General features: G+C 44.8%; 23 protein-coding genes. 13 read left to right on the top strand and 10 right to left on the bottom strand.

Annotated elements, in window-relative coordinates; translation table 11 throughout:
• Nucleotides 1–122 precede the first annotated feature (122 nt).
• Both V7L29_RS14495 and V7L29_RS14490 read right to left on the bottom strand, forming a co-directional pair.
• Entirely contained in the window at nucleotides 123–875 is a 753-nt protein-coding gene (locus V7L29_RS14495; RefSeq protein WP_334735921.1) for a hypothetical protein, read from the bottom strand.
• Nucleotides 876–1,301: 426 nt separating this feature from the next.
• Complete coding sequence (locus tag V7L29_RS14490) at nucleotides 1,302–2,564, bottom strand: HhoA/HhoB/HtrA family serine endopeptidase (protein ID WP_334692968.1); 1,263 nt, start codon at nucleotides 2,562–2,564, stop codon at nucleotides 1,302–1,304.
• 202 nt (nucleotides 2,565–2,766) lie between these two features.
• Between V7L29_RS14490 and V7L29_RS14485 the strand changes: the two genes are divergently transcribed.
• Nucleotides 2,767–3,663 carry an ATP adenylyltransferase family protein gene (locus tag V7L29_RS14485; protein WP_334692967.1) on the top strand — a complete coding sequence of 299 codons (897 nt, stop codon included), beginning with the start codon at nucleotides 2,767–2,769 and terminating at the stop codon, nucleotides 3,661–3,663.
• A gap of 487 nt (nucleotides 3,664–4,150) precedes the next feature.
• On the opposite strand, the gene V7L29_RS14480 is transcribed toward V7L29_RS14485, so the two are convergent.
• Nucleotides 4,151–4,324: a hypothetical protein gene (locus tag V7L29_RS14480; RefSeq protein WP_334692966.1), complete on the bottom strand. Its 174-nt coding sequence runs from the start codon at nucleotides 4,322–4,324 to the stop codon at nucleotides 4,151–4,153.
• Here V7L29_RS14480 and V7L29_RS14475 point away from each other — a divergent pair.
• From V7L29_RS14475 to V7L29_RS14465, 3 genes are read left to right on the top strand one after another with little or no spacing between them, the layout of a single operon-like run.
• The gene (locus tag V7L29_RS14475; RefSeq protein WP_334735920.1) at nucleotides 4,315–6,087 is read left to right on the top strand and encodes a PAS domain S-box protein; all 1,773 of its coding nucleotides are present in this window, start codon (nucleotides 4,315–4,317) and stop codon (nucleotides 6,085–6,087) included. The two genes, V7L29_RS14480 and V7L29_RS14475, sit on opposite strands and share 10 nt — an antisense overlap.
• Before the next feature lie 27 nt (nucleotides 6,088–6,114).
• Complete coding sequence (locus V7L29_RS14470) at nucleotides 6,115–8,805, top strand: ATP-binding protein (RefSeq protein WP_334735919.1); 2,691 nt, start codon at nucleotides 6,115–6,117, stop codon at nucleotides 8,803–8,805.
• A complete protein-coding gene (locus V7L29_RS14465) occupies nucleotides 8,802–11,600 on the top strand; it encodes a response regulator (RefSeq protein WP_334735918.1) in 2,799 nt (932 codons plus the stop codon). The genes V7L29_RS14470 and V7L29_RS14465 overlap by 4 nt, the downstream gene beginning before the upstream one ends.
• Before the next feature lie 76 nt (nucleotides 11,601–11,676).
• Here the strand turns inward: V7L29_RS14465 and V7L29_RS14460 are convergent, their stop codons facing one another.
• The 3 genes from V7L29_RS14460 to V7L29_RS14450 all read right to left on the bottom strand — a co-directional run bounded on the left by V7L29_RS14460 (nucleotide 11,677) and on the right by V7L29_RS14450 (nucleotide 14,014).
• The gene (locus tag V7L29_RS14460; RefSeq protein WP_334735917.1) at nucleotides 11,677–12,444 is read right to left on the bottom strand and encodes a phycoerythrobilin:ferredoxin oxidoreductase; all 768 of its coding nucleotides are present in this window, start codon (nucleotides 12,442–12,444) and stop codon (nucleotides 11,677–11,679) included.
• A 54-nt stretch (nucleotides 12,445–12,498) separates the two neighbouring features.
• Nucleotides 12,499–13,233 (bottom strand): 15,16-dihydrobiliverdin:ferredoxin oxidoreductase, encoded by a 735-nt coding sequence (locus tag V7L29_RS14455; protein ID WP_334735916.1) that lies wholly within the window; start codon nucleotides 13,231–13,233, stop codon nucleotides 12,499–12,501.
• 205 nt (nucleotides 13,234–13,438) lie between these two features.
• Nucleotides 13,439–14,014, bottom strand: a complete 576-nt coding sequence (locus tag V7L29_RS14450; protein WP_334735915.1) for a phycobiliprotein lyase — start codon at nucleotides 14,012–14,014, stop codon at nucleotides 13,439–13,441.
• 116 nt (nucleotides 14,015–14,130) lie between these two features.
• On the opposite strand from V7L29_RS14450, the gene V7L29_RS14445 reads away from it, so the two are divergent.
• Complete coding sequence (locus V7L29_RS14445) at nucleotides 14,131–14,955, top strand: pentapeptide repeat-containing protein (protein ID WP_334692958.1); 825 nt, start codon at nucleotides 14,131–14,133, stop codon at nucleotides 14,953–14,955.
• A gap of 163 nt (nucleotides 14,956–15,118) precedes the next feature.
• On the opposite strand, the gene V7L29_RS14440 is transcribed toward V7L29_RS14445, so the two are convergent.
• From V7L29_RS14440 to V7L29_RS14430, 3 genes are all read right to left on the bottom strand, one after another.
• Entirely contained in the window at nucleotides 15,119–15,319 is a 201-nt protein-coding gene (locus V7L29_RS14440) for a hypothetical protein (protein ID WP_334692957.1), read from the bottom strand.
• 147 nt (nucleotides 15,320–15,466) lie between these two features.
• Complete coding sequence (locus tag V7L29_RS14435; protein ID WP_334692956.1) at nucleotides 15,467–16,129, bottom strand: HEAT repeat domain-containing protein; 663 nt, start codon at nucleotides 16,127–16,129, stop codon at nucleotides 15,467–15,469.
• A gap of 29 nt (nucleotides 16,130–16,158) precedes the next feature.
• Nucleotides 16,159–16,299, bottom strand: a complete 141-nt coding sequence (locus V7L29_RS14430; RefSeq protein WP_334692955.1) for a hypothetical protein — start codon at nucleotides 16,297–16,299, stop codon at nucleotides 16,159–16,161.
• A gap of 18 nt (nucleotides 16,300–16,317) precedes the next feature.
• Between V7L29_RS14430 and V7L29_RS14425 the strand changes: the two genes are divergently transcribed.
• From V7L29_RS14425 to V7L29_RS14390, 8 genes are all read left to right on the top strand, one after another.
• Nucleotides 16,318–16,899, top strand: coding sequence for a phycobilisome protein (locus V7L29_RS14425; RefSeq protein ID WP_334692954.1), 582 nt, complete (start codon nucleotides 16,318–16,320; stop codon nucleotides 16,897–16,899).
• 797 nt (nucleotides 16,900–17,696) lie between these two features.
• Nucleotides 17,697–18,560 carry a phycobilisome linker polypeptide gene (locus V7L29_RS14420; RefSeq protein ID WP_334693355.1) on the top strand — a complete coding sequence of 288 codons (864 nt, stop codon included), beginning with the start codon at nucleotides 17,697–17,699 and terminating at the stop codon, nucleotides 18,558–18,560.
• Between the two features lie 34 nt (nucleotides 18,561–18,594).
• Complete coding sequence (locus V7L29_RS14415) at nucleotides 18,595–19,353, top strand: phycobilisome rod-core linker polypeptide (RefSeq protein WP_334735914.1); 759 nt, start codon at nucleotides 18,595–18,597, stop codon at nucleotides 19,351–19,353.
• A 287-nt stretch (nucleotides 19,354–19,640) separates the two neighbouring features.
• Nucleotides 19,641–20,399 carry a phycobilisome rod-core linker polypeptide gene (locus V7L29_RS14410; protein ID WP_334735913.1) on the top strand — a complete coding sequence of 253 codons (759 nt, stop codon included), beginning with the start codon at nucleotides 19,641–19,643 and terminating at the stop codon, nucleotides 20,397–20,399.
• Nucleotides 20,400–20,656: 257 nt separating this feature from the next.
• Nucleotides 20,657–21,193 carry a phycobiliprotein lyase gene (locus V7L29_RS14405; protein WP_334693358.1) on the top strand — a complete coding sequence of 179 codons (537 nt, stop codon included), beginning with the start codon at nucleotides 20,657–20,659 and terminating at the stop codon, nucleotides 21,191–21,193.
• 99 nt (nucleotides 21,194–21,292) lie between these two features.
• Entirely contained in the window at nucleotides 21,293–21,934 is a 642-nt protein-coding gene (locus V7L29_RS14400) for a chromophore lyase CpcT/CpeT (protein ID WP_334693359.1), read from the top strand.
• Nucleotides 21,935–21,950: 16 nt separating this feature from the next.
• Entirely contained in the window at nucleotides 21,951–22,256 is a 306-nt protein-coding gene (locus V7L29_RS14395; RefSeq protein ID WP_442944192.1) for a CpeR family transcriptional regulator, read from the top strand.
• A gap of 467 nt (nucleotides 22,257–22,723) precedes the next feature.
• Complete coding sequence (locus V7L29_RS14390; RefSeq protein WP_334735912.1) at nucleotides 22,724–23,731, top strand: phycobilisome rod-core linker polypeptide; 1,008 nt, start codon at nucleotides 22,724–22,726, stop codon at nucleotides 23,729–23,731.
• Nucleotides 23,732–24,114: 383 nt separating this feature from the next.
• On the opposite strand, the gene V7L29_RS14385 is transcribed toward V7L29_RS14390, so the two are convergent.
• Nucleotides 24,115–24,888: a serine/threonine-protein kinase gene (locus V7L29_RS14385; RefSeq protein ID WP_334735924.1), complete on the bottom strand. Its 774-nt coding sequence runs from the start codon at nucleotides 24,886–24,888 to the stop codon at nucleotides 24,115–24,117.
• Nucleotides 24,889–25,262: the final 374 nt, after the last annotated feature.

Raw genomic sequence — 25,262 nt, 5'->3', positions numbered from 1 at the left:
AGATTTTCGGCGTTGCATATTTGCGGGATGATTTAGCAACTTCTAAAATTCTCCCCCTGCTTGCCCCAATTCATCCCACTGTTCTAACGCCAGATTTTCTTGCGGGCGATCGCTTAGGTTCGTCAAACACGCCGATCACGTTTTATGTCGCCAACAACTTTTTCCAAAATCCAGTTCTCTAATTTATCTGGATTTAATTGTTGCTGACGTGTAATTAACCGATTGGCAATTTCTTGATTGCCACTGAGTAAATTAAGAAGTTCTTTGTACAATGGATTATTCTTAGGTACTCCTTTTGGTTTACTAAGCTGCCTCTTGATTTTTTTCAGGTCTGGTAATGGCGTATCTGAGGGTGAAGACAGAGAAACTTCGGTTTGTATTTGTGGTCTTTTTGAATGTAGTTGTTCCTGTGATTTTTTGAGCTTCAAGTCACTAATAACTTGTTTCAAAACCCAGTTCTCAGATTTCCCAGGGTATAATTGCTGCTGTTTTGTCAGTAATTGATTAGCTGTGTTTACGTTGTTGGTTAGAGCAGTTAATTCACTGTGCAGATACTTGTTGTTAATGTCTATTTCCTGCTGAGTTACTTTGAATGGAAACGGTGGTGGGGATATTAGTTGCTGGGGTGCTTTAGCTTTTAGTTTTGATGTACTTATTCCATGTTCCTTAAGTAGCAATTGGTACTCATCTATAGTTTGTCTAAAAAGCTCTACGGATTCTTGGTATTGGTTTACGGACTGCTTAAATAGTTCTGTGGATTTTCGGTACTGTTCCAAAGCTTTCCTCTGAAGCAAAATTTTGATGATGTATATAACTAGTAAGAGGAATGCAAGAAATAAAGCAATCTGTAGCTGAAGGATAAGCGTAAGCTGCATAATCAATTTTGAGTTGGTGGTACAACTCTACAAATACCGGGAATCTCTATAGCGCTTCTGGGTTGAGTCCAATACAGACCTAACCCCCAGCCCCTTCCCTACAAGGGAAGGGGGGTAAGACTCAAAGCCTCTCTCCTTTTAGGAGAGAGGTTTGGAGAGAGGTCAAAGTGTATTGCATACAAACGAGAACCGCTATAGGTGAAGACATCAGAAAAATCCCCGTATTTGTTTCATCTCATCGATGATGCACGTAGACCCCGCGATTGTCCGTCGTGAATGTATACCGACAGATAAAGCCGTCCTACTAATAACAGGACGGCTTTATTTTGAGCTTTTTTTGTTTTCTTGAATTTGGTCAGAAGCCCCCGATTTTTGAGACTACTCATTTACTACTCAAAAATTCCTCAAAACGTATCATCACAACGCTTATTGCACTTGCGCGGGGAAAGCACCAGGTCGCACAGCGATGTTAAGATTCTGCCCATTGCGACGTAATTCCATACGTAAATCGCCCCCGACTTGGCTATTTTCTACTACCTTTTGGACACTGCTGGCATCTGTGACTGCTTGACCACCAAGCTTTTGGATCACATCACCAGCACGTATCCCTGCTTTAGCAGCTGGTGAATTTGGCACAACTTTTACAACTAATACACCTTTATCTTCATTCACACTCAAACCGCTATTGGGATCTGAGTTGATATTTTGTTTTAGCTGAGGCGTTAATCCCACCATTTGAATACCCAAATAAGGATGTTCTACTTTGCCTGTAGCTATTAGTTGACTGGAAATGCGTTGTGCTGTGTTGATCGGAATAGCAAAACCTAATCCTTGTGCCCCTTGGATAATCGCTGTATTCATGGCAATCACTTCGCCACGGAAATTTAGTAGGGGCCCGCCGGAGTTACCGGGATTAATCGCTGCGTCAGTTTGAATATACTCGACTCGCTTATCGGGAGCACCGATTTGATTGCTACTGCGTCCGGTAGCACTGATGATTCCGGTAGTTACTGTATTATCTAGACCAAGGGGGTTGCCGATCGCGATCGCCCATTCTCCCGGTTGCAGTTTATCTGAGTTACCCAAGGCTACTAACGGTAGATTGTCTGCCTGAATCTTGACAACAGCAACATCGGTCAACTCGTCTTTTCCTAACACTTTACCTTTAAAGCTACGCCCATCCTTGAGTGTTACTGTTACCGTATCAGCACCATCGACTACGTGGGCGTTGGTAAGAATACGACCATCAGCACTAATAATAAAACCTGAACCAGTACCCCGTTCTACCCGATTCTGTTCTTCTGGTAGTTGAGAGCCAAAGAAGCGTTGGAAAAATGGATCGTTAAATTCATCTGGTATCTGGGCTTTTACAGTTCGGGAAGAGTCAATTCGCACCACAGCTGGCCCGACTTTTTGCACAACCTTTGTAACAAAGTTAGGATCTGTGGCGGCTGGTAATGGAGGAGCAGCACTTACTCGACTCACCGCCAAATTAGATGCGCTCTCAGACACCTGCTGAGAATGTCCAGCCATATAACCGCCTGCCAATGTCATACCTGATCCCAGCAGCACCAGCGATAGAGAGGCGGCAGCCTTTTTCCAGGGTGCTTGATTATGGTATTTGGCATCAACAGTGTTATGTGAAATGCTATTTAATGGGTGTTCTCTGTCACGAGATTCGTTTTGCATTGCTGTCTGGAAAGATATTTAGATGTATTACTAATGTAGATATTATTTGTGACAGTTTTGTTGCAGAGGTATTGCGTTGTTGTGAAAGGTTTGGTATTTTACTTATCGCATCTTAACTCAACTGTATTGGAATATAGTCATTCGTAGAGGCGCACAGATGTGCGTCCCGATTGCGTGTTCTCTCCATGTCTGAAGGAATAAAATGGCACAGGGTAAAATCTTACTTAAGCCTGGCACTTTATGGACAAGTGTGAAAGAACAGACCGAACATGCTTTACAATGTGGGGCGTTGCTGTCGATACCGACGGAATTTGAATTTGTCGAACAGGATAACGTGCGCTTTTTAGTGCGGATTTTGTCTAATTTGAATCGCAAAAAAGCTGCCAAGGAGAAACAGGAAAAACAATCTGCTACGTCTGGTCAAGAATTTAATCCTTTCTTACCCTACGAACAGGATTTATTTGTGGCGGATATCTCCGATACCCATGTATGTATTTTAAATAAATTCAATGTTGTTGATTATCATTTGCTAATTATCACCCGTGCTTTCGAGGAACAGGAAAGCTTACTTAGCCTGGAAGATTTTACAGCTATGTGGGCGTGTTTGGCTGATTTCGATGGTTTAGCATTTTATAACAGTGGCAAAACCGCAGGTGCTAGTCAGCGACACAAGCACTTGCAATTAGTGCCACTACCACTTGCACCTTCAGGGACGCAGATACCTATTGAACCTCTGCTGAGGGCAGCACAATTTCAGAACTCAAACGCAACTTTACCAAAACTTCCTTTTATACACGCTTTCGCACCCCTAGATCCTCATTGGGTGCAATCGCCATTCGTAGGGGCGCAAGCAACAGAGCAACTTTATCGCACTTTGCTAGATGCTGTGGGTTTAGATGCAAGGCAATTGGGTGCTTACAATCTGCTAGCGACACGAGAATGGATGTTGATCATACCGCGATCGCAGGAGCATTTCCAATCTATTTCTGTAAATTCATTAGGATTCGCTGGTGCATTGCTAGTGCGGAATCCAGCAGAAATGGAGATTCTCAAAGCCCAAGGGCCGATGACCATCCTCAAGAATGTTGCTATACGCTAATTAAGTTAGTGCGATGTCACATTTTCTGACGAGGGACTTCCAAGAAATAAATTAATCAACAAAAATCATAATCGGAACGCGTTATTTGTTTAACTTACAGCAGATTGCAACTTCTCTACCTTGGGCTACGCCAAGGTGAGGTACAGATCAATACGCTTGGGTTAAGAATTTCTTCCTTCTCTTTGCGTCCTTTGCGTCCTTGGCGGTTCGTTAAAAAAATTGACTTGAAGAAAGAGTTTTAGCCTTAACCCAAGCGTATTGAGGTACAGATGATCGTAGGGAACATGGCTGTGCCCCTACCCGTGTACTTTCTTCTCGAAGCTCTTTTCTATGCAGCTTCAATGTAAATTGATATTACACACTTTCAATCTTTTGTATAAAAAAGATGTAACTAATGCATGACGCCAAGTTGCTCAAGCTTTGGGTGGGAAAGGTCTTCTTTTAATATGGTAGTGAAAGGATATCGCTGAAATACACTAGCATTACTTTATGACAACAGCAGCGTAGCACGGCTGATGCGTACTGGGTACAAAGGTTGTTGGTTGGTATCAAAAATGAAGGCGCTGGCGTAAATCCGCTCTGCACCTGTCGAAGAAACCGCCGATCGCACGCACTTTTCATTGGGTATTACCAAAAACCAAAAGGAAAATAATGTCCGCATTTCAGTTTCTCTTACTCGAAGCTAATCTAACCGATGCAGAAGTCGTGCAAGCCACGCTGATGGAGGGCGGTATTAACTGTGAACTGTTGCGGGTAGAGACTTGTGCTGATTTTATTAGAACACTGGAAACCGACGAAATCGACTTGATTTTGGCAGACTATGCCTTGTCTAATTTTGATGAGATTGCAGCACTAACGATCGCCCGTCGCCTACATCCTAATACGCCATTTATTTTCATCTCTGGCAGTTTGGGCGAAGAATTGGCGATTGAAGTGATCAAACAGGGCGCGACAGATTATGTACTCAAGCAACGCTTAGGGCGGTTAGTGCCATCGGTACAACGGGCATTGCAGGAAACGCAGCAACTTGACAAAGATGCTATCAAGCGCAAACAAGCTTTATCAGCCATCGAGTCAGACCTGAAAGATACGCAACTACTGCACGAACTGAGCGTGAAGCTTGTAACCGAAGGCGACATTCAGACACTTTACCAGGAGATTATGGCTGCCGCGATCGCTCTGACACGGGCGGATGCTGGAACAGTACAAATTCTCGACGAAGCAACACAGGAGTTACTGCTGCTTGCTAACCAAGGTTTTGAGCAGAATATGACCGAGCATTTCTACCGTGTGAATGCAAGTTCCAACACACCCTGCGGCATCGCACTGAGAAACGGTGATCGCACGTTCCTAGATTTTGACGTGCCAAAAAGCGAAGACCCCAACGGCTCGATGCAAATGCATGTGGAGGCGGGGTATTTTTCAGCACAGTCAACCCCCCTGATCACCCGTTTCGGCAAACCGATCGGCATGTTTTCAACCCATTGGCGCAAACACCATCGACCGAGCGATCGCGAACTGCGGTTTCTCGATTTACTCGCCCGTCAAGCGGCGGATCTGATTGAGCAGCGGCAAGCCCAGGTCGCCTTACGTGAATCCCAAGCCCGGTTGCAGTCTGTCGCCAATCTCGTACCGGACTTGCTCTGGAACAGCGAACCGGACGGCTCGACCAACTGGTATAACCAGCGCTGGATGGAATACACGGGACAAACCTTCGACGAGGCGATCGGCTGGGGCTGGATAGACGCAATTCACCCCGACGATCGCGAAGCCTCTACACGCCGTTATCGTGAAGCGGTTGAACAGAGCGTGCGGCTGCAACAGGAACACCGCATTCGCCGCCACGACGGAGAGTATCGCTGGTTTGTCGTCAATGCCTTTCCACTCAAGGATGAAAGCGGCAAGGTCGTTAAGATCTACGGCGCGGCAACCGACATTCATGAGCAACGGGTGGCGCTGGAAGCCTTACGTGAAAGCGAGGAGAAATATCGCACGCTCTTCGAGTCTATTGACGAGGGCTTTTACTTTGCGGAGGCAATCTTCGACGCAGAGGGGCGCTGCGTGGACATCTTCTACCTCGACGAGAATCCGGCTGCGGTGCGGATGATTGGACAGTCAGCCAAGGGTCGCCGCATGAGCGAACTGGCACCCTATGAACAGTATTGGCCCGATGCTTTCGGTAAGACGGCGCGCACCGGTCAGCCTCAGCGCCGCGAGGAATATGCCGCGCCGGATGGGATTTGGTATGAGTTCTATGTCTTCAAACCGCCGCAGGCGCAAGAAAATCGATTCGTTCTCATCTTCCGTGATGTGACGGAGCGCCGACGTTCTCAAGAAGCCTTGCGCGAATCGGAAGCGAAATATCGATCGCTATTCGAGTCAATCAACGATGGCTTTTGCGTCATTGAGGTGATTTTCGATTAAAACGAGAAACCGATTGACTATCGCTTTTTGGAAATTAGTCCCTCCTTTGAGCGACAAATAGGACTGGTAAACGCGCTCGGTAAACGGGTGCGCGAACTGATTCCAAACCACGAAGAGTATTGGTTTGAGATTTATGGCAATGTTGTTTTAAGCGGTCAATCCATTCGCTTTGAGAACTATGCCAGAGAGTTGCAGCGCTGGTTTGACGTTTATGCATTCCCCGTTAGAGAACCCGAAGACCGACAGGTTGCCGTTGTTTTCAACGTCATCAATGATCGCAAACAGGCAGAGGAGAATCGGATTCAGCTGATTCGAGAACAAGCCGCTCATGAAGAAGAACGTCAACGCGCTGAATCGCTAGCAGAAGTTGATCGCGCCAAGACTCTCTTTTTTAGCAACGTCAGCCACGAATTCCGCACGCCGCTGACGCTCCTGCTGGCTCCCCTGCAAGATGCACTGAGCGATTCGGCCAATCCCCTAACTCAAAAACAACGGGAACGGCTAGAACTCGCCCACCGCAACAGCTTGCGTTTGCTGAAATTAGTCAATACCCTACTCGACTTCTCCCGCATCGAAGCCAACCGCCTGAAGGCAAACTATGAACCCACCGACTTATCCACCTACACGGCTGAACTGGCAAGTGTTTTCCGCTCGGCGATCGAGAATGCCAATTTGCAGTTAGTTGTCGATTGTCCTCCCCTACCCGATCCCATTTACGTAGATCGCGAAATGTGGGAAAAGATTGTGTTGAATCTACTCTCCAATGCTTTAAAATTTACCTTCGATGGTATGATTTCTGTCTCGCTCAAACCCAAAGCAAACACAGTTGAATTGATGGTCAGCGACACGGGCGTAGGTATTTCCGCTTCAGAACTGCCTCACCTCTTTGAGAGGTTCTATCAAGTCAAAGGCGCGAAGGGGCGCAGCTATGAAGGCTCAGGCATTGGCTTGTCTCTGGTGCAGGAACTTGTCAAGCGGCACGGCGGCGCGATCGCGGTTACGAGCACAGTAGACCAAGGCACAACCTTCACCGTCACCATCCCCACCGGAATCGCCCATCTACCCGCCGACCAAATTTGGGTTGCCTCGACACTGCCATCGACGGCTGTAACTGCAAATGCTTTTGTGGAAGAAGCTTTGCGTTGGCTACCTGAACAAGAAGAAGAGGGCAGGGGGACTCAGGGCCCCCACGGAGTGGGGATTGGGGGAGAGGGGGCAGGGGGAACTGCCCTTGACGAAAGCACAGAATTTCAAGTTCAAAGTTCGGAGGTTCAAGCACAAAGCTCTGAGGTTCAGGCTCAAAGCTTGGAGGTTGACGCTCAAAGCTCAGAGGTTCAAGCTCAAAGCTCAAAGGTTCACGCTCAAAGCTCAAAGGTTCACGCTCAAAGCTTGGAGGTTCACGCTCAAAGCTCAAAGGTTCAAGCTCAAAGCTCAAAGGTTCACGCTCAAAGCTCAAAGGTTCAAGCTCAAAGCTCAAAGGTTCACGCTCAAAGCTCAAAGGTTCAAGCTCAAAGCTTCAAGAGGGCGCGTATTCTCCTAGTGGATGACAACGCCGATATGCGCGGCTATCTTAAGCGGTTGTTAAACCAGTACTATGAGGTAGAAACTGTAAATGACGGGTTAGCCGCACTGAGTGCGATCCGGCGTGGTGGAAGTGCCATCTATGACTTGGTGTTAGCAGATGTGATGATGCCCAGAATGGATGGATTTGAGTTGCTGCGTTTGCTTCGCAATCCGCCTTTGGCGGACTCGCTACGGGCTTCAGCAAATACCCAGACAATCCCGATTATTTTGCTCTCTGCCCGTGCTGGCGAAGAATCACGGCTGCAAGGTTTAGAAACTGGCGCAGATGACTACTTAATTAAACCCTTCTCGGCACGAGAACTGTTAGCGCGAGTTGATGTGAACCTAAAATTGGCACAGATGCGACGCGAAGCGGTCTACCGCGAACAGGTGATGCAAGCGGTACAAACGCTCAACGTTCGCTTGGAGCAACAAGTGAAAGCCCGCACGGCTCAACTAGAAGCCATCAACCAAGAACTGGAGGCGTTTTCTTCCTCGATATCCCACGACTTGCGAACGCCGCTACGCTACATCAGCAGCTTTGCCGAACGGTTGCAAGGCAAGCTCAATCCAACCCTGGTCGATGCATCCAGTTTGCAGACTCTCAAAATTATCACGAAATCTGCTCTTGAGGCAGAAAAAATGGTGGACGACCTGCTGGAATTTTCCCGCCTGGGGCAGACAGAAATGCATTTGACTACTGTTAATATCAGTCAATTGGTGCAGCAGGTGCGAGAACAATTGCAGCCAGAACTAATCGGGCGATCGCTTCACTGGGAAATCGAGCCATTGGCAACAATAGAAGCTGACCGGGCACTACTGCGGTTAGTACTGCAAAATTTGCTGTCGAATGCCGTCAAGTATACCCGCAATAACACTGAAGCTTTCATTACAATTGGTAGGATTGAACAGGAGCAAGAAGTGATTTTCTTTATCAAAGATAATGGTGCAGGGTTCGACATGAAATACTGCGATCAACTATTTAGCATATTTCAAAGGTTGCATCCCCAAGAGGAGTTTCCTGGCACGGGAGTCGGTCTTGCCACTGTACGGCGGATCATTCATCGACATGGCGGACGCATCTGGGCAGAAGGCGCAATTGACCAAGGCGCAACGTTCTACTTTTCGCTGCCAAAGCATGAGGTGCAGTTATGACAGCACTGCGGTTTCTTTTGCTCGAAGATAATCCCCTTGACACAGAGGTGATACATCTCACACTGACCGATGGCGGCATTCATTGTGAACTGCTTTGCGTAGAAACTCGCGCTGAATTTATCAGCGCATTAGAAACCAATGCGTTTAATTTGATTTTGGCAGACTATGCTCTGCCCGGTTTTGATGGCATTTCCGCCTTGGGAATTGTTCAGAAACTTTGTCCTGACACGCCCTTTATTTTCGTCTCTGGCAGTATGGGCGAAGAATTGGTGATTGAAGCGCTGAAACTGGGAGCCACCGACTATGTGCTGAAGCGCAACTTACAGCGGTTGGTGCCTTGTGTCGAACGAGCGTTGCAGGAAGCCCAAGAAAAGCGCAATCGCCAAAAAGCCGAAACAGCACTGCGCCGAAGCGAAGCCCGCCTACATCAAGTCGCGGCAAACCTGCCTCATGGCGCTGTGTTCATTGTGGATCGAGATTTGCGCTACCTGATGGCAGAAGGCGAAGCGCTGGAGCAAGTCGGCATGACTACTGAAAACTTTGTCGGCAAAACACTCTGGGAAGCCCTCGGCCCAACACTGGCAGCCAGCTACGAACCCAACTTCCGTCAAGCTCTCAATGGCGAATCGTTTTCCTTAGAACACAACAGCGATGATCGCTACTATATCTCTCATGGCATACCCTTATACAACGATCACGGTGAAGTGGATTCTGTGCTGGCAATGTCCTACGACATTACTGATCGCAAACAAACTGAAATTGCCCTCAAACAAAGTGAAGCTCGCTTTCGATTAATGGTGGCAAGTGCAAAAGAATATGCGATTTTAACCGTTGACCCCAACGCTGCGATCACCAGTTGGAATGCTGGTGCCGAAGACTTGTTCAAGTATTCAGAAGCAGAAATGATGGGCCGTGACAGTCGCAGCCTTTACACCCCCGAAGACAACCAACAAGACCGGGTTGGCTGGGAATTGCAGACCGCCCAAACTCAAGGACAGGCAAAAAATGAGTGCTGGCATATCCGAAAAGACGGTAGCCGTTTTTGGGGTAGTGGCTTTGTAATGCCCATACGCGATGAAGCCGACGACGTGCAAGGATTTATCAAAATCATGCGCGATGTCACCTCACAGCGGCAAGCTGATGAACACTTGCGGTTGCTCTATGACATCACCAGCAATCTCTTGGAGGTCGAGCAACCGATGACGCTAATGCACAACCTATTTAGCAAACTCGCACCCCAGCTAGGGTTGGACTTTTACTACAACTATATCGTCGAGTCAAAAGACAACCGCTCCATCCTGCATTTGAAAAACTATAACGGCGTGGCTCAAGAGGTGGCTGAGGCGCTCGAGTGGATTGAGTTTGGTGAATGCGTCTGTGGCTGGGCAGCCCAAGAACGACAGCAAATCGTTCTCAACCGCGCCCAAATTGCCACTGATCCTCGTGCCCAAACTGTCCGCGACCAGAGTGGCACCGCTTATGTCAGTCAACCGTTAATTGTCCAAGAAGGCTTATTAGGAACCATCTCGTTTGGTAGCCGCACTCGCACTCGCTTTACCTCAGAAGAAATCGATTTGCTGCAATTGATGTCTGAGCAGATAGCGATCGCCCTCGACCGAGCCAACCTAATTGTCTCGATTCAGCAACATGCAGAACAGTTGCAACGAGCCAACCAGATTAAAGACGAGTTTTTAGCGGTGCTGTCTCATGAGTTGCGATCGCCCCTCAACCCCATCTTGGGCTGGACACAACTGTTGCAAAAAGGCAAGCTCAATGCCGCCCGTCAACGCGAAGCACTGCTAACGATTGAGCGCAACGCCAAACTGCAATCACAATTAATTGAAGACTTACTCGACATTTCGCGGATTATGCAGGGCAAGCTGTCCTTAATAGTGGCTCCCCTTAATTTAATCTCTGTTATTTCTGCTGCCCTGGAAACGGTGCGTTTAGCAGCACAAGCAAAGAATATTAACTTACGGATTGATCTTGATCCGACTGCACCGATCTCTTGTGACGCTACCCGCTTGCAGCAAGTAGTGTGGAACTTGCTTACCAATGCCGTCAAATTTACACCAGATGACGGACAAATAATCATTGAATTAAGGCAAATTGCTCGACAGGCTCAGATCCGGGTGATCGATACAGGCATTGGCATTCAACCGGAATTTCTACCACATGTGTTTGATTATTTCCGGCAACAGGATAGCTCCACGACACGCAGATTTGGTGGCTTGGGTTTAGGGCTGGCGATCGTCCGCCAAATTGTAGAACTGCACGGTGGCACAGTCAAGGCAGAAAGCTTGGGTGAGAATCAGGGCGCAACCTTTACAGTTCAAATACCCATCTTGAACGAGTCAGCACAAATTGTTGTACTTGAGTCAGCCGACGCTGAAACATCAAGCGCCCAGAATCCCTTAAGCAACCTGCAAATTTTGCTCGTGGATGATGATACTGATACTCGCGAGTTTCAAGCATTTTTGCTAGAACAAAATGGCGCAAAAGTGACAGCCGTCGCGTCTGGGCTAGAAGCATTGCAAGTACTTGATAGTTTCATTCCTAATGTAATTGTGAGTGATATCGGCATGGCTGATATGGATGGATACATACTGATTGAGCAGATTCGTTTGCGCCCACCCAATCAGGGAGGAATGATTCCGGCGATCGCACTTACCGCTTATGCCGCAGATATTGACCAGCAAAAAGCACTGACTGCCGGGTTTCAAGCTCACATTAGCAAGCCATTACAACCAGAGGAGTTAGTGAGGAAGATTCTAAATCTGCTAGAACACAACTAATATCAATTCAAAATTCAAAATTCAAAATTTAAAATAAAGAATCAAGATATAGCAATGACTTCCTGCACAAGAGCCTCTATTTGATGGCTGTTAATTTTCTCTCTAGGTCAAATAAGAAGCCGTGGATATATTCCTCAGTCCATTCCACACCATAGAAGCGTTTAAACATCCCTCGTGCTGGGTCTTTTTCAGCCCGATATCGCAGGTATCGCAGTTGGGCTTGCTCAATGGCTGCTAAATTTTGGGAATCTGTTACAGCTTCTGCCTGCTCTACAAAATCCAGATAAGCTTTTAAATAGTCTTTGAAAGCGGCAAACACCTGAGTTTCTACTACAGCCGTTTCTTGGGGACGAGTCCACAGGAAAGCCGGAGAGAAAAATGGTCGTGCTTCTTCTGGAAAATCTCCTCCCCAAGATAGATGTTGTTGATGAGCGTGGAAAATGGGCAGAATTGGTTCAGTATATTTCGCCTGATATGCTGGATCATTCCGAAATAGCGGCTGCATATCCAAAGCAATTAGATGTCCTCCTGGTAATGTCACCAGATCCGCTCCAAAAAAGGGTAAATCGTAGTTGAGGCGAGGGAAAATCACAAAATTCAGCACTTGCAGCGAATTGCCACCTTGTACATGAGCTGCACGAATTTGCCGCAATTTTGCGGTTTGAAAAGCATAACTAGTGGTGACAACCTCTTCTTGGTTCTTTCCCTTGCCCACAACAGCGCTCTTAGACTCAAACCCGGTGGGGATAGGATAGGGTTGTAAATCCAAGCGCGATCGCATGTAGGCGATCGCATAATCGAGAAACGGTTGATAGAGTGTCACGTCGCTTCGCTCCGAATTCAAAATTCAAAATTCAAAATTCAAAATTAATAATCCCCAATGCTCATTTTCATTTAGTCATCTTTTGCTGCCACTAACTGCTAGGGAAACAGCATCTTCAAATAAGAATTCATGAAGAAAGCGCTCTGCCCATTCATGACCAAAGTAACTGCTAAACAAACCAGATGCTGGATCGCGGTCTGCACTATATTGGTCATAGTCTTTTTGGGCTTTGACAATCCGCTGGATATCTTCAGGATCTTGGAGCGGTTGGGCATCTGCTAGCATTTGCCAATACAAATTTAAATAATCCTGAAAAGCTTCAAAGACTCGCGTTGCCACTGTTTGGGGGTCTGTTTTGGCAAACAATAGGTACTTAGAAAAATACTGGTTGGCATCGTAAAACTTCATTTCTAAGTTTTGCGCCAAATCCGGGTATTGATCATGGAGAGATTTTAGCGGGACTATATATTTTTTTTGATAATCTTCATCTTGAAATAAAGGCTGAAAGTCTAGCACAATCAGATTTTTGACTTTACCAAAGGATAAAAAGTCAATTCCTAACAGAGGTAGATCGTAGTGATGACTGGGATAAACCACACTGTTAAAAATTTGGGCACTCTCGCCAGCATCAATGTAGGTATAGCGAATTTTCCGCAACTCTTGACATTGGTAACACCAACTGCGAATAGTTGCTGGGTTTCTGCCGCGATCGCTAACTTTGAATTCCAAACCAGGGGGAATGGCCCTACTTTGTAAATCAAACCGCTGAAATAGCTCTTTTTCTAAAAATTCCAGGAAAGGCTTATACATGGAGCATGATTTATTAACCCTTGCATGAAAATAAAGGATGTCAATCATGCACGTCTCATTTCTGAGAAACAAAGCAACATTCCTTAATGGGCATGGGGCATTGGGGAACTCGGGGCCCCCTCTGGGGATAAGGGGCAATGGGCATTGGTTATTAATTATTCTCCCCCTGCCTCCCCTACCTCCCCTGCTCCCCACTCCCTATTCCCTACCTAGCATGATTCCGACTGATCATTTGTTTTAGGACTTCTTGGGAAACACAACGACGCTCAGAACAATAAGTCATCAAGTTGATTCCGTTCATCATTCGCACGGTACTGACCCTGACACGAAAATCATCCGTAACAAACCAACAACGTTCCTGTCCTTGATTATTGTCATAGTCAGTATCAATCGTTAGCACTCCATCATCGGCAAACCGATATCGGCTTACAACCGGAATGCTTTCAACATAGCCTTGGTTACGGATCAATTTTCCAGAACGCCTGGTTTCGTCGGGAACATCAACTAAAATGGCAGCATTATCAGTATTAAGTAGCCTGGTGTCTAGGTTAGCCTGCCATGCGAAGCTAGCACCGCTTGTTGCTTTAATAGGGTCTATCCCTTGGGCTGTACAGACTTCTTGGACTTTAGGATCATCCTTTTCCATGACTTTAATAATCAAATTTGACTCCCCCGACTCATCCGCCGCCGAGTCAAAATGATGAACGGAGCGTTCCGTAAACCATGTTCCCTCACTTTTATGGAAGAAGTCGATCATTGTCAAAGGCGGTATTAGATGCATCTGTTTTGAAACCTCGTTTGATTAAATTTTGGCGTTATTGAATAGTGAGTGATGAGATGAAGTCCCGATTTAGCTAAAGTGTAGAATAATTCCAAAAGTTATATTTTAATCAACTGATGACAAATAGTGAAATTCAACTTATTACTAGCGAACGCCCCAGTCCAACTCCAGAAATCTTAACAGCCCTGAAAGCGGGAATCGCTCTAGATGGGGTCGATTTGTACCAATTCAATCTCAGGGAAGTCAATTTACAACAAGCGAACTTGAGCAAAGCCAAGCTCTTAGGAGCCGATCTGGGCGAGGTAGTCTTAAGTAATGCCGATTTGAGTGGGGCAGATTTGCGAGGCGCTAATCTGCGTGGAGCTGATTTGAGTGGGGCTAATTTGCAGGGAGCCTATTTAAACCGTGCTGACCTTCAGCAAGCAAATCTCAGTGGGGCAAATTTGCAGGGAGCCAAACTTCAAGTAGCGCGTTATGATACACAAACGAAATGGCCCGAAGAATATAACTACAAAGCTTCTGGAGCGGTGGGGCCGGGTGCTAATCTTAATGGTGCTTTTCTGAATACAGCTTCTTTACGAAACGTAGATTTACAAGGCGCTAATCTGCGTGGAGCCTACCTAAGTGGCGCTGATTTGACAGGAGCCAATTTGCAAGGTGCGGCTTTAAGTGGCGCTGACCTGACAAAAGCTTATTTAACAGGAGCTTGCTTGCGGAATGCTCGATTGAGTGGAGCCGATTTGCGGGATACAGACCTGCGAGCAACTGACCTCAGTGATGCAGAGATGGAGCATCTTCAAAGTATCGCTGGGGCAGATTTTACTCTTGCCCAAGGACTCACACAAGCAACTAGAGCCATGCTTTCTAGCCGTCCACATTCAGAACTCGACGTTTGGAACGCCTACACCCGCACAACAACTCGTGATAGTTTGAGTGCTTAATCAGGAGTCAGGCGTCTGGAGTCTGGAGTCATATCATGTCCAGTTTAAAGACTTATCATTAAGACCGCAGGGGGGCAGGGGGCAGGGAGAGAAAGAGTTTTCAATTTTGCACAGATGCGGGAATTACAACTAATTAGGCGCACATGATATAACTCAGCACTCTTCATAAAGGCTGCCAGTTCTTTTTCAGAAGCGCTAAAAATGTAGCGTATCCTTCGGAAAAACCGGGCGGATCAGGTAGAACATATTCTGGAAATTCTTTATACGATCGCCAAGGTTCCGAAGCATTATGCCGCAAATATAAGGCAGATTCCTCAGAACCTGGTAGTCGCCAAGTCATTTGACCAGTTGGTATATCAGTCACAAATGTCTCCTCATCTCGAAAAAGTTGATCTTTTCTTCCAGATTTTGGCAGACTGCCCGGATATTTTTCTCAAATTTAAGGTAAAATAAAATATTGACTAATTGCTTAGATAAGTTTTATCACAATCTTGCAAATAAATCCATACTGCTATTGTGGCAACAAGTCTTCTAAAGCAGCTCCGACAACTCGGTGATCCTCATCCTGTCTAAGTTGGTTCAAGGCTGCTTTTGCTTCTGGCTCGTCAAATCGTTTCAGGGCATAGCTAACTCGCACGCGCATCCGCCAAGATTGATCATTCACCAACATTAGTATCTGGGATAATGCCGCAGCATGTTGACTAGAATCAGCTAGTAAGCCAAGTCCATCAACAGAGGATTCCTCAACTGTAAAATCTTCATCTTTTAAACCGTGAACGCAGATATCAAATAGTTCTTCAGGGCAATCCATTTCAGCGATCGCAGCCAAAATGCTCCGCCGGACTAGCCAGTGGTCATCCTGATAAAATGCCAGAACTAGATGAGAAACTGCGACTCTGCCAAATAGCGATAAAGAATTTGCCGCCTCAGCTCGCACGTTGGGGGTATCGTCGAATTTCATAATTTGCATCAAAGCCGCAAAAGATTCCGCTGATTGTTGGTTACCCAAACCCCTTGCTACAAAAGTACGCACCAAAAATTCTGAGTCATGAAGTTTACTCGTTAGTAGAGGAACTGCAACTTCTGATTCATAATTATTAAGAGCAGTAATCGCCTTCAGCCGATAGTGAAAATCTGGGTTCTTCAGTTCAGCTTGGATTTTATCGATTTCCATAGGTGCATTTGGTAGAGCTATTCTTTACTTTATTTTACAGATGTCAGCAAATGGCGATCGCATTCTAGGAAGATTGAATCAAGGGTATAGGGCATTGGGCATGGGTTATTCTCCTTATCCTCCTTGTCTGCCTTGTCCTCTGCTCTCCATCCCAATGCCTCATGCTTCATGCCCTATCTCCTAAACCAATGACTCAATTAAGCGAAACCGTCCAAGAATTAATAGCCAAAGCTAGAATTATCAGCTTTGCAGAGTGGGAACAGTCCCATCCAAAAGCAGCAATCGCCATATTCCAAGCTGCGGATGATGCTTTTCGGTATCTGAGCGACGAAGATTTATTGCAGATTATAACCTTGTCACCTAATAATTCAGCTTTGATTCCTGTTGCTGTGTTGTTGCGCGATCGCGCCGCCGAAATTGTTGATGAAGCTAGAGAGCAGGTTTTAGCAACTTATCCGGAAATTACCCAGCCTGGAGGGGGACTTTATCCCCCTGAACGCGCCCAAGCTTGCTGGCGAGATTTTTGGCATTTTCTCCGCTGTATTACCTATGGCATAGCAGGTGGCCACACTGAGTATACAAATCCTACAGGACTGCACTATATGAATTTGCTCTATCAGGAATTACAAGTTCCAATAGAAGCAATGGTCTTAGGTTTAAAAAGTATTAAAGTTGCTAGTTTAAAGCAGTGTCAAGCCAATCAGCAAGAAACTCTTGCTCCCTATTTTGACCATTTAATCACCCAACTGGCTACTTTCCAAATTCAGTAGTCTTAAGTAAAGAGTTTTGAATCAATAAACCTCTTACAAAAATACTTGAACCGCCAGGGACTCAAGTCCCTCTCTTATAGCAAAACTCCGTTGAAACGGACTAAATAGCAATACGGTTCAGTTAGCGCCAAAAACCTTTCAGGACTTACGGAAAAACTCTCTGGAACTCTTATTCCTACCCTGCCTTAAGCCGCTGTTGCGTCTATGTGTCCTTTGCGGCGGCAGTCCCTCATGGGGGAGACCCCCATCGCCTTTGGCGTCTCCCTTTGGGAGAAGACCGCACTGCCTCCCCTTTGTGGTTCGTTTTTCTTAATTTTCGGGTAAGTCCTGCTCTTAACCCAAGCGTATTGGACTAAATAGGACTTACGCAAAAACCCTCTCAAACTCTCGTTTCTCCGTGTCGCGCCAGTTGCTAAAGAGCGGGAACGCTAAGAGCGAACAAGTCTCTTAACCCGCCCAACGCATTGGCTTCTCTGTGGTCTCTGTGGTACGCCTGTCTTGAAAAGTTCAGATCGGCGGGAACCGCCGCTCCGACTTTTCGCTGCGGCAAGCCGCTTTGCGTCTACGTTTTCCGTTAATTGTGCGTAAGTCCTAAACTTAATAAATTTTAATAAAAATGGCTTCGGCATCGTATCAAAATGTGTAAAGGCATAACGATGCAAAAACTTAAATCATTAAAGACTAATAAGGATTTAAAGTCTCTATGGCCTCTCCTTTGTCACAATGATGTAAAGTTTTTTAACATCCGCAGCATATCCTTCTCATAAAATTTAGTTGTTAATTGGGAGATAGTTTGAATGGCTTTTGGACCAGCATCACGATTAGGGGTCGCTCTGTTTGAAGATACCGATCCCATTGATCTGTGGCCAAGTCGCTCTAATGAGGAAATAGAAACCGTAATTAGTTCCGTCTACAAGCAAGTTTTAGGCAATGCTTATGTAATGGAGAGTGAACGGCTTGCCGTTCCCGAATCCCAACTCAAGCGGGGCGAAATTAGCGTTCGCGAGTTTGTGCGTCAAGTCGGGAAGTCGGAACTTTATCGTTCGCGGTTTTTTGATAGCGCCCCCCGCTATCGGGCGATTGAATTAAATTTCAGACATTTTCTTGGTCGTGCGCCATTGGATTTAGAAGAAACGCGTGCACACAGCACTATTTTAGATACAAAGGGCTTTGAAGCTGAGATTGATTCCTATGTAGACAGCGACGAATACCAAGAAACCTTTGGGGAAAACATTGTGCCTTATATTCGGGGCTACAAAACCGAAGCTATCCAGGGTTTGGTTCAGTTTACCCACTTGTTTCAACTGGTACGTGGTTCCTCTAGCAGCAGCCTGAAAGGTGACTTAGCTGGCAAACAACCAAAATTGAATAGTCTGCTAATTCAAAGCACGGCTACCCCCGTGGTTTCACCAGCCAGCAAGGGTGCTGCATTCCGCAACCCGACATCTACTCCTCGCACTCGTCAAGGTGTGGGAGCTGGTGACGAGGGTAAGGTCTACCGAGTTGAAGTCACTGGCTACAAGGCAAATGTGGTAAATAGCATTTCCAAGTTTCGCCGCAGTAACCAGGTGTTTTTCGTGCCTTATAATCAGCTTTCACAAGAGTATCAGCGGATTCACAAGCAGGGCGGTGTGATCGCCAGTATTACTCCTGTCAACTAGAGAATCTATCTACATCAGCTTGGGAAAAAGGGAAATGGGAAGCATAGTTTTAAATTCCCCGAAGGTGGAGCTATGGCAAACTAGCTCTAATGAAGAAGTGGAAGCGGTGATTCGAGCCGTCTATAAGCAGGTTTTAGGTAACGCTCACTTGTTAGAAAGTGAACGACTCGTGAGTGGTGAATCGCAATTGCGCGATCGCAAAATCAGCGTCCGCGACTTTGTGCGAATCGTTGCTAAGTCTGAGATTTACCGTGCCCGGTTTTTTGAAACCACTGCTCCCTATCGGTTCATTGAACTAAACTTTAAACATCTGCTCGGTCGTGCTCCTCTAGATCAGACGGAGGTTTCTGAGCATATCCGTCGTACCGTTGAAAGCGGCTATGATGCCGATATTGACTCTTACATTGATAGCGCTGAGTACGAAGCTAGCTTTGGCGAAAACACTGTACCCTACTATCAGGGCAACAGTAGCCAGGTAGGGCAAAAACAGGTTGGTTATAACCGGATTTTTGGTCTTGTCCGTGGTGTAGCCGAAACCTCAAGTGCCGTCAAGTCCTCTCAGTTGGTGTATGCAATAGCAACCAATAGTGCTAGCAAGATTACCTTACCCTCTACGGTTGGTAGTACTGAAAAGAGGTTTAAAATCCTTGTTCAGGGTGGAAGTGGAAAATTTGATAATCCTCGCCGTCGCGCTATAACCGAGTACATCGTTCCTGCTAGCAACATAACACCGCAAATTCAGCGGATTAATCGCACTAATGGGAAGATTGTGAGCATCACAGAGATTGTTTAAAGAATAGAAATTGGGGATTAGAGATTAGGGATTGGGAAAGAATTTCGGCCATACTCAGTCTCCAGTCTTTAATCCCCAGTGTTGATTATTCAGCGAAACTTAGCCTGGGGTTTGATCAATTCTGCCGTCAGTTGTCATATACAAAGATATTTAACACACTTTCACAAACTAAAGTTTTACAAAAGCTAGTCAGTAGCAAAAATAACTGACAACTGATGGGAAAATCCACCTCTATTAAGGGGTAGGATGCTCAAAAATTTAATTAACATTTTTTAGGAGATACTTCAATGTCACTTTGGGCTATTGATTCACCTAAGGTTGAACTGCGTCCGAACACCAGCGAAAGTGAATTACAAACACTGATTCGAGCAGTTTACAAACAGGTTTTGGGCAATGCTCACTTGTTGGAAAGTGAGCGACTAGCCACCCTTGAATCGCAACTGCGCGATCGCAAAATCAGCGTCCGTGAATTTGTCCACGGTGTTGCGAAATCAGAACTTTATCAATCCCTGTTTTTCAATTCTTCTTCTCAATATCGGTTTATTGAACTGAACTTCAAACACTTGCTAGGACGTCCTCCTGCCGATCAGGCAGAAATTTCCGAACACGTCCGCATCTACAACGAACAGGGCTATGATGCTGAGATCGAATCCTATATCGATAGCGAAGAATATCAGCAGAATTTTGGCGAGAATATTGTTCCTTATCCTCGCAGCACTAGCTCCCAAATCGGGATTAAGAATGTTACCTTTAACCGCACCTTTACCTTACTCAGAGGAGTAGCTAGCAGTGATAGCGGTCGCAAAGCCAAGCTAATTAGCGATGTCGGCTCAAATTTACCCACATCCATCAAACCTCCTGCTGCTGGTTCTAGTGTAAGCAGCACTAACAAACGCTTCTTGATTAAAGCAGTCAAAGGTTCAGCTAAACTCCCTAGCCGTCTGGGCAACCTGGAATATATAGTTAACTACAACCAACTATCTGGGCAAGTGCAAAACATTCATCGGACAGGCGGCAAAATCATCAGTATCACTGAAGTTGCTTAGATTTGTCTAAGTAACTGGGGGCTGGGGACTGGGGATTGGGGAACACGTGGCGCTCTCTGGGGATCAGGGGTAATGGGGACTGGGAGGAGAATAATAACTCCTAACTCCTGTACAGACGCGATTAATCGCGTCTGTACTCAGAACTCAGCACTCCTGAATGCAGTTGTGGTCAAGAAGGCTAGCATATAGACTGGGAGAATAACTCTTTAGCCAAGATATCTCTTGGATTGTAAGCTACTTTTAAGATCACTTTTCTAATGGAAATTACCGAATTCTTTGAACTTTCAATTGGACGATGGCGATCGCAGCGTAGCGGTCATCATTTAGCATTCGCCCACTTTGAAGAAGTGTTGTCTAATATTGACATTGAGTCTCTATCTACCGATGATCCAGCGGTGGTAGAAATCTGTCAATTGTATGACGCTGACCTCGCCAGTATCATCCACCCCTTTCGGATGACTTGGGAAGGTGAATCAGACTGGGACGATAAACCACTCTCTGGTAGTACTGTACTGGTGCCAATTCCCGATGTCGAAAATCCTTCTAGAGGTAAACTCCTGCGCGACAAGGGATATGCCGAAACAATCCCAGCAGTGGCTAAATATCATCTGAGTGACGATGGTATTTTTACCCTACTAACAGAGTATGACCTCGCTGCTGCTGAGGAGCGAATTTGGTTTGCTAACCCAAATCTGCGATTCCGGGTAGCGATGATTAAAACCAGTGATGGTAAAGGCGTAACAACAGCTTCCTTTTCTTCAGAGATTCGCTCTTTGTCAAGTTCAACCAGTTAGCAAATCTCAGGTTAAAACATAAAAGGATACAAGCTCCTAAATTTATTTATGGGGATTGTTAATTTTGAATTTTGAATTTTAAATTCGGAGCGGAGCGACGTGACGATAGCGCCCAGTGAATCTAGCACCAACGCTAGCGATTTGCTTACTTTAGCCTGTTGGATGGCAGGAGATTTTAGCAACTATAAGCAATCTTTTGCAAATCCGCAACTTTACGCCCACATTCACATTTTTTTTCGTCCTTTACCGATTGAATTTTTTTCTACCATCGGTTTTTATTCTGAACAAGCATATGACCACGATTTATGGACACCCTATCGCCAGGGAGTACATAAACTAGTGAATTGGGGCGATCGCATTTATATCGAAAATTACAGCTTAAAAGACCCTATGCTCTATGCAGGTGCTGCTCGTGAATTAGATATTCTCAAAACGATCACCCCAGAGAACATCGAACGGCGTTATCACTGTTCAATGGTTTTCCAGCGAGAAGGTGAAATGTTTCGAGGTAATGTAGAACCGGGCAATCAATGTCTGATTAAGCGCAATGGATGCCAGACATACCTTGTCAGCGAAGTCGAAGTAACTGAGCGTACTTGGATAAGTCTAGATAAAGGTATGGATATTGAAACCCACGAGCAAATATGGGGATCAACCGCTGGCCCTTTGCGATTTGAAAAACGGGAAAGTTTTGCTGATGAGTTACGTGCGGTGAGCGGCAGAAATGTTGATTCAGCTTGAATTTGTTAAAACCAAAATGTTACCTCCACCAGCTGAAAAAAAAATGCGCTGCTGGATTCGCAGTCGCCACTTGATTTGTTCGGGTAACTTTTTTATATTCGAGACATTAGAATATACGACGATTGAGAGATTCTCTGAATGTGTAGCTTCTTTAGGAGGAACAGTAATATCCGTTGACCCGATTAATAAAATTTGGATGGGCGATCATCGCCAAGTCATTTTATATCAGGCAAAAGCTAGTTTACATACGCCTCATCATACTTTGAAACAATACTGGATAAAATACGGTGGTTTCTACACTAGATTTGATGAGCGTGTTTGAGAGTTACTATCCTGTAGAGATTCTTCTGACAGGTGTTTACATTCCAATTCAAAATTCAAAACTTAATTTTGAATTTTAAACACTCCCCAAGGGGGTTGACGGCTAATTGTTAGTGTCTAATTGCTAATTTTCGATGATGATTAGCTGTTAGTTATTAACAGTTAGCCGTCTAAGTTTGTTAGAAAATGTAACTAAAAAAGTCCCCAAAACTTGATAAATTAATCCTGACTGTAAAAGGAATTAAGATTTGTTAGTGCTTATATCGATTACCTATGAGGTTGCTCCAGAACAATTTGCTCAGAGCAAGTTGTCTCACCAAGCTCGGTTTTGTGCAGTTTTACAAAGAATTGGTATTAGCTGTACCACGTAATCACTAACAAATACTTAGCTCCCATTACCTTTAAAAATATAGATTTTTAGCGAACGTCCTCAAAGCCATTAGTCACTCCTACCCACAGTAACCAACTATGCAAATCTTCTTAGACGAAGAAACCAGACGACGCCAATATCAAGCATTTCCCCAAACAGAACCCATCGAACTGTGGACTACTGCTTCAACTGAAGACATTGAAATTGTAATTCGGGCAGTTTATCGGCAAGTGTTGGGTAATGGCTACATTATGGAAAGTGAGCGGCTCATTGTTCCAGAATCCCAACTCAAGCAAGGTATAATCGATGTTCGTGAGTTTGTGCGTCAGGTTGCCAAATCAGAGTTGTATCGCTCCAGATTTTTTGATAAGGTTTACCGCTACCGGGCGATTGAACTGAACTTCAAGCACCTGCTGGGTCGCGCTCCCGATGATTACTCGGAGACGAAACATCACAGCAATATTCTAGATGAGAAGGGTTTTGAGGCAGATATTGATTCTTATCTTGATAGCGACGAGTATCTAGATGCCTTTGGAGATAACATAGTGCCATATTACCGGGGTTATAAAACTCAAAAGGGCAAAAAGATATTGGAATTTACCAATATGCTGCAACTGCTGCGGAGCAATTCTAGCAGTGACAAAAATCTAGCATCGAATAATGAACCTCAGCTGGTGCGATCGCTAATTACCAACACTCCTTATGGTAGAGTGAAACCCACAGATGTTAGTGCAATACTTGCTGAAGTATTCAAGCGAAAGCCAGAAACTCCTGCTCCAGTTAATCCGTTTATTGCAGCTCAAACAGCAGTTGAACAAGGCTTGCGGCAAAAGATTAAAGAGCAAGAAAGCCAGATTGCAACTTTGCAACAACAACTAGCAGACTTACGACCGTTTGCCAGCATCGGTACAACAAAATTCAGTAGTAGTTTGCAGTCTTCCAGTTCCGTGACCAGCACTAAGGAATATACATCTTTGCAACAGCAAGTTGACGCGCAAGAAAAACAAATTGCAGCTTTACAAGAGCAAGTTGCTGATGCCCGACGGTCTGCCACAATTGGGGAAGCCAGGTTAAATAAGTGGCGCAGTCGCGTTTTTAATGGTTAATTTTTCTAGTGTTTAGTTTTGTCGGGTGCGTTACGCCAAAGGCTAACGCACCACTTTTGCAAAAGTTAAAAACGTAGCGCAGTTTACCGCCATAGGCATCGCATAAGATGATTCTAGAAGGTGCATAGACGCTTATTCGGCTTTTTGCAAGAGTTTTCTAAGATTGACTAAGGCTTTTTGAGCAATATAATATTGCACAGCTTCCTTAATGAATCAACTGCGATCGCCTTTGCCATTACCCCTTGAGCGATTGAACCGCGTCTTCTCTGGAGAATTGCCTGTTCAATGATTTGATTAATTCACTGGCATATGCAGGTTTTTTGTATAGCCACGATTTTACATCGCCAACTCTGTTGATACTTATAAAGGGATTGCATATTTAACTAAACAATTGTTAAACCATAATCAATTGTTAAATCTTGTAAAACCTCTTTAGCCGACTGGTATCTATCATCAAAGTCGTAAGACACCATTTTATCTAAAACCGTAGCCAATTTATCACTAGTTTTTGAAATTTCTCGCCAAATCAGCGTATTTGTGTTCTCGTCTCGCTGGAGTTGGCCAGGAGGTTGCCCAGTTAAGGCTTGGATAGCAATCATTCCTAAAGCATAAATATCGCTGTTTAATCTCGGATGACCTATCAACTGCTCATGTGGTGCATAACCTATAGTACCCACTATTATCGTCTCATATTGTAGAGTCTGAATTTGTTTGACAGCACCAAAATCAATTAATACAATTTTTCCATCATCTTCTCGCCGAATTAAATTACTAGGTTTGATATCGCGATGAATTACACCATTACTATGAACAAAAACCAGCAATTGCAACACGTCTTTAAGGATATTTACCACTTGCTGTTCCGGTAAAGGTTTATCATCAGTCAGTTCTTCTTGAAGAGAATGTCCAGAAATGTACTCCTCTATAAGATAAAATTGTTGATTTTCTTCAAAATAACTTATTAGTTGTGGAATTTGATTATGTTGCCCTAAAATATTTAAAATGTCTGCTTCAGCTTTAAATAAACGACCAGCAACTTCTAAAAATCGAGCATCCTTTTGATCTGGTTGTAAGTGCTTTACTACACACAAAGGATTACCTGGACGCCTAATATCTTCAGCAATGTAAGTCCTACCAAATGCTCCATAACTAAGCATTTGAATAATTTTGTAACGTTTATTCAATAATTCATTTATGGTAACAGGTTTACCATAGAGTGATATTCCCGTACTGACATTGCTTTCACTCGTTTTCAACACCTTTTGCAACTGATTTATACGTCCTTGTTGCTCCTGAATTTGAAGTGTTAGTTTGTCTTTTTGTTGCTTATTTTTATAAGTAACATAAGCAGCTGCACTACCTCCAAATCCTAGCAAACCAAAAATTATGTTATCTTTATCAGTTGAATAAATTCCAATAAAAAACAAAAATGATGCTATAAGTAAAACGCTATTCAAAATTGTTTTTCTCCAAAAAGTATTTGAAATAAACACGTATTTTAATATACTTATGAATTGAGTTAATACTTTAT

Origin of the sequence: Nostoc sp., assembly GCF_036916575.1 — a bacterium.
Lineage (GTDB): Bacteria > Cyanobacteriota > Cyanobacteriia > Cyanobacteriales > Nostocaceae > Nostoc.
The sequence above is the reverse complement of the archived record's forward strand: the minus strand, read 5'-3'. Positions and strand labels throughout refer to the sequence as shown.

Bases quoted from the DNA above. Each gene is read 5' to 3' on its own strand.
- V7L29_RS14495 (WP_334735921.1), bottom strand. From the start codon at position 875: ATGCAGCTTACGCTTATCCTTCAGCTACAGATTGCTTTATTTCTTGCA.
- V7L29_RS14490 (WP_334692968.1), bottom strand. From the start codon at position 2,564: ATGCAAAACGAATCTCGTGACAGAGAACACCCATTAAATAGCATTTCA.
- V7L29_RS14485 (WP_334692967.1), top strand. From the start codon at position 2,767: ATGGCACAGGGTAAAATCTTACTTAAGCCTGGCACTTTATGGACAAGT.
- V7L29_RS14475 (WP_334735920.1), top strand. From the start codon at position 4,315: ATGTCCGCATTTCAGTTTCTCTTACTCGAAGCTAATCTAACCGATGCA.
- V7L29_RS14480 (WP_334692966.1), bottom strand. From the start codon at position 4,324: ATGCGGACATTATTTTCCTTTTGGTTTTTGGTAATACCCAATGAAAAG.
- V7L29_RS14465 (WP_334735918.1), top strand. From the start codon at position 8,802: ATGACAGCACTGCGGTTTCTTTTGCTCGAAGATAATCCCCTTGACACA.
- V7L29_RS14455 (WP_334735916.1), bottom strand. From the start codon at position 13,233: ATGTATAAGCCTTTCCTGGAATTTTTAGAAAAAGAGCTATTTCAGCGG.
- V7L29_RS14450 (WP_334735915.1), bottom strand. From the start codon at position 14,014: ATGCATCTAATACCGCCTTTGACAATGATCGACTTCTTCCATAAAAGT.
- V7L29_RS14445 (WP_334692958.1), top strand. From the start codon at position 14,131: ATGACAAATAGTGAAATTCAACTTATTACTAGCGAACGCCCCAGTCCA.
- V7L29_RS14435 (WP_334692956.1), bottom strand. From the start codon at position 16,129: ATGGAAATCGATAAAATCCAAGCTGAACTGAAGAACCCAGATTTTCAC.
- V7L29_RS14430 (WP_334692955.1), bottom strand. From the start codon at position 16,299: ATGAAGCATGAGGCATTGGGATGGAGAGCAGAGGACAAGGCAGACAAG.
- V7L29_RS14425 (WP_334692954.1), top strand. From the start codon at position 16,318: ATGACTCAATTAAGCGAAACCGTCCAAGAATTAATAGCCAAAGCTAGA.
- V7L29_RS14420 (WP_334693355.1), top strand. From the start codon at position 17,697: ATGGCTTTTGGACCAGCATCACGATTAGGGGTCGCTCTGTTTGAAGAT.
- V7L29_RS14415 (WP_334735914.1), top strand. From the start codon at position 18,595: ATGGGAAGCATAGTTTTAAATTCCCCGAAGGTGGAGCTATGGCAAACT.
- V7L29_RS14410 (WP_334735913.1), top strand. From the start codon at position 19,641: ATGTCACTTTGGGCTATTGATTCACCTAAGGTTGAACTGCGTCCGAAC.
- V7L29_RS14405 (WP_334693358.1), top strand. From the start codon at position 20,657: ATGGAAATTACCGAATTCTTTGAACTTTCAATTGGACGATGGCGATCG.
- V7L29_RS14395 (WP_442944192.1), top strand. From the start codon at position 21,951: ATGTTACCTCCACCAGCTGAAAAAAAAATGCGCTGCTGGATTCGCAGT.
- V7L29_RS14390 (WP_334735912.1), top strand. From the start codon at position 22,724: ATGCAAATCTTCTTAGACGAAGAAACCAGACGACGCCAATATCAAGCA.
- V7L29_RS14385 (WP_334735924.1), bottom strand. From the start codon at position 24,888: ATGCTTAGTTATGGAGCATTTGGTAGGACTTACATTGCTGAAGATATT.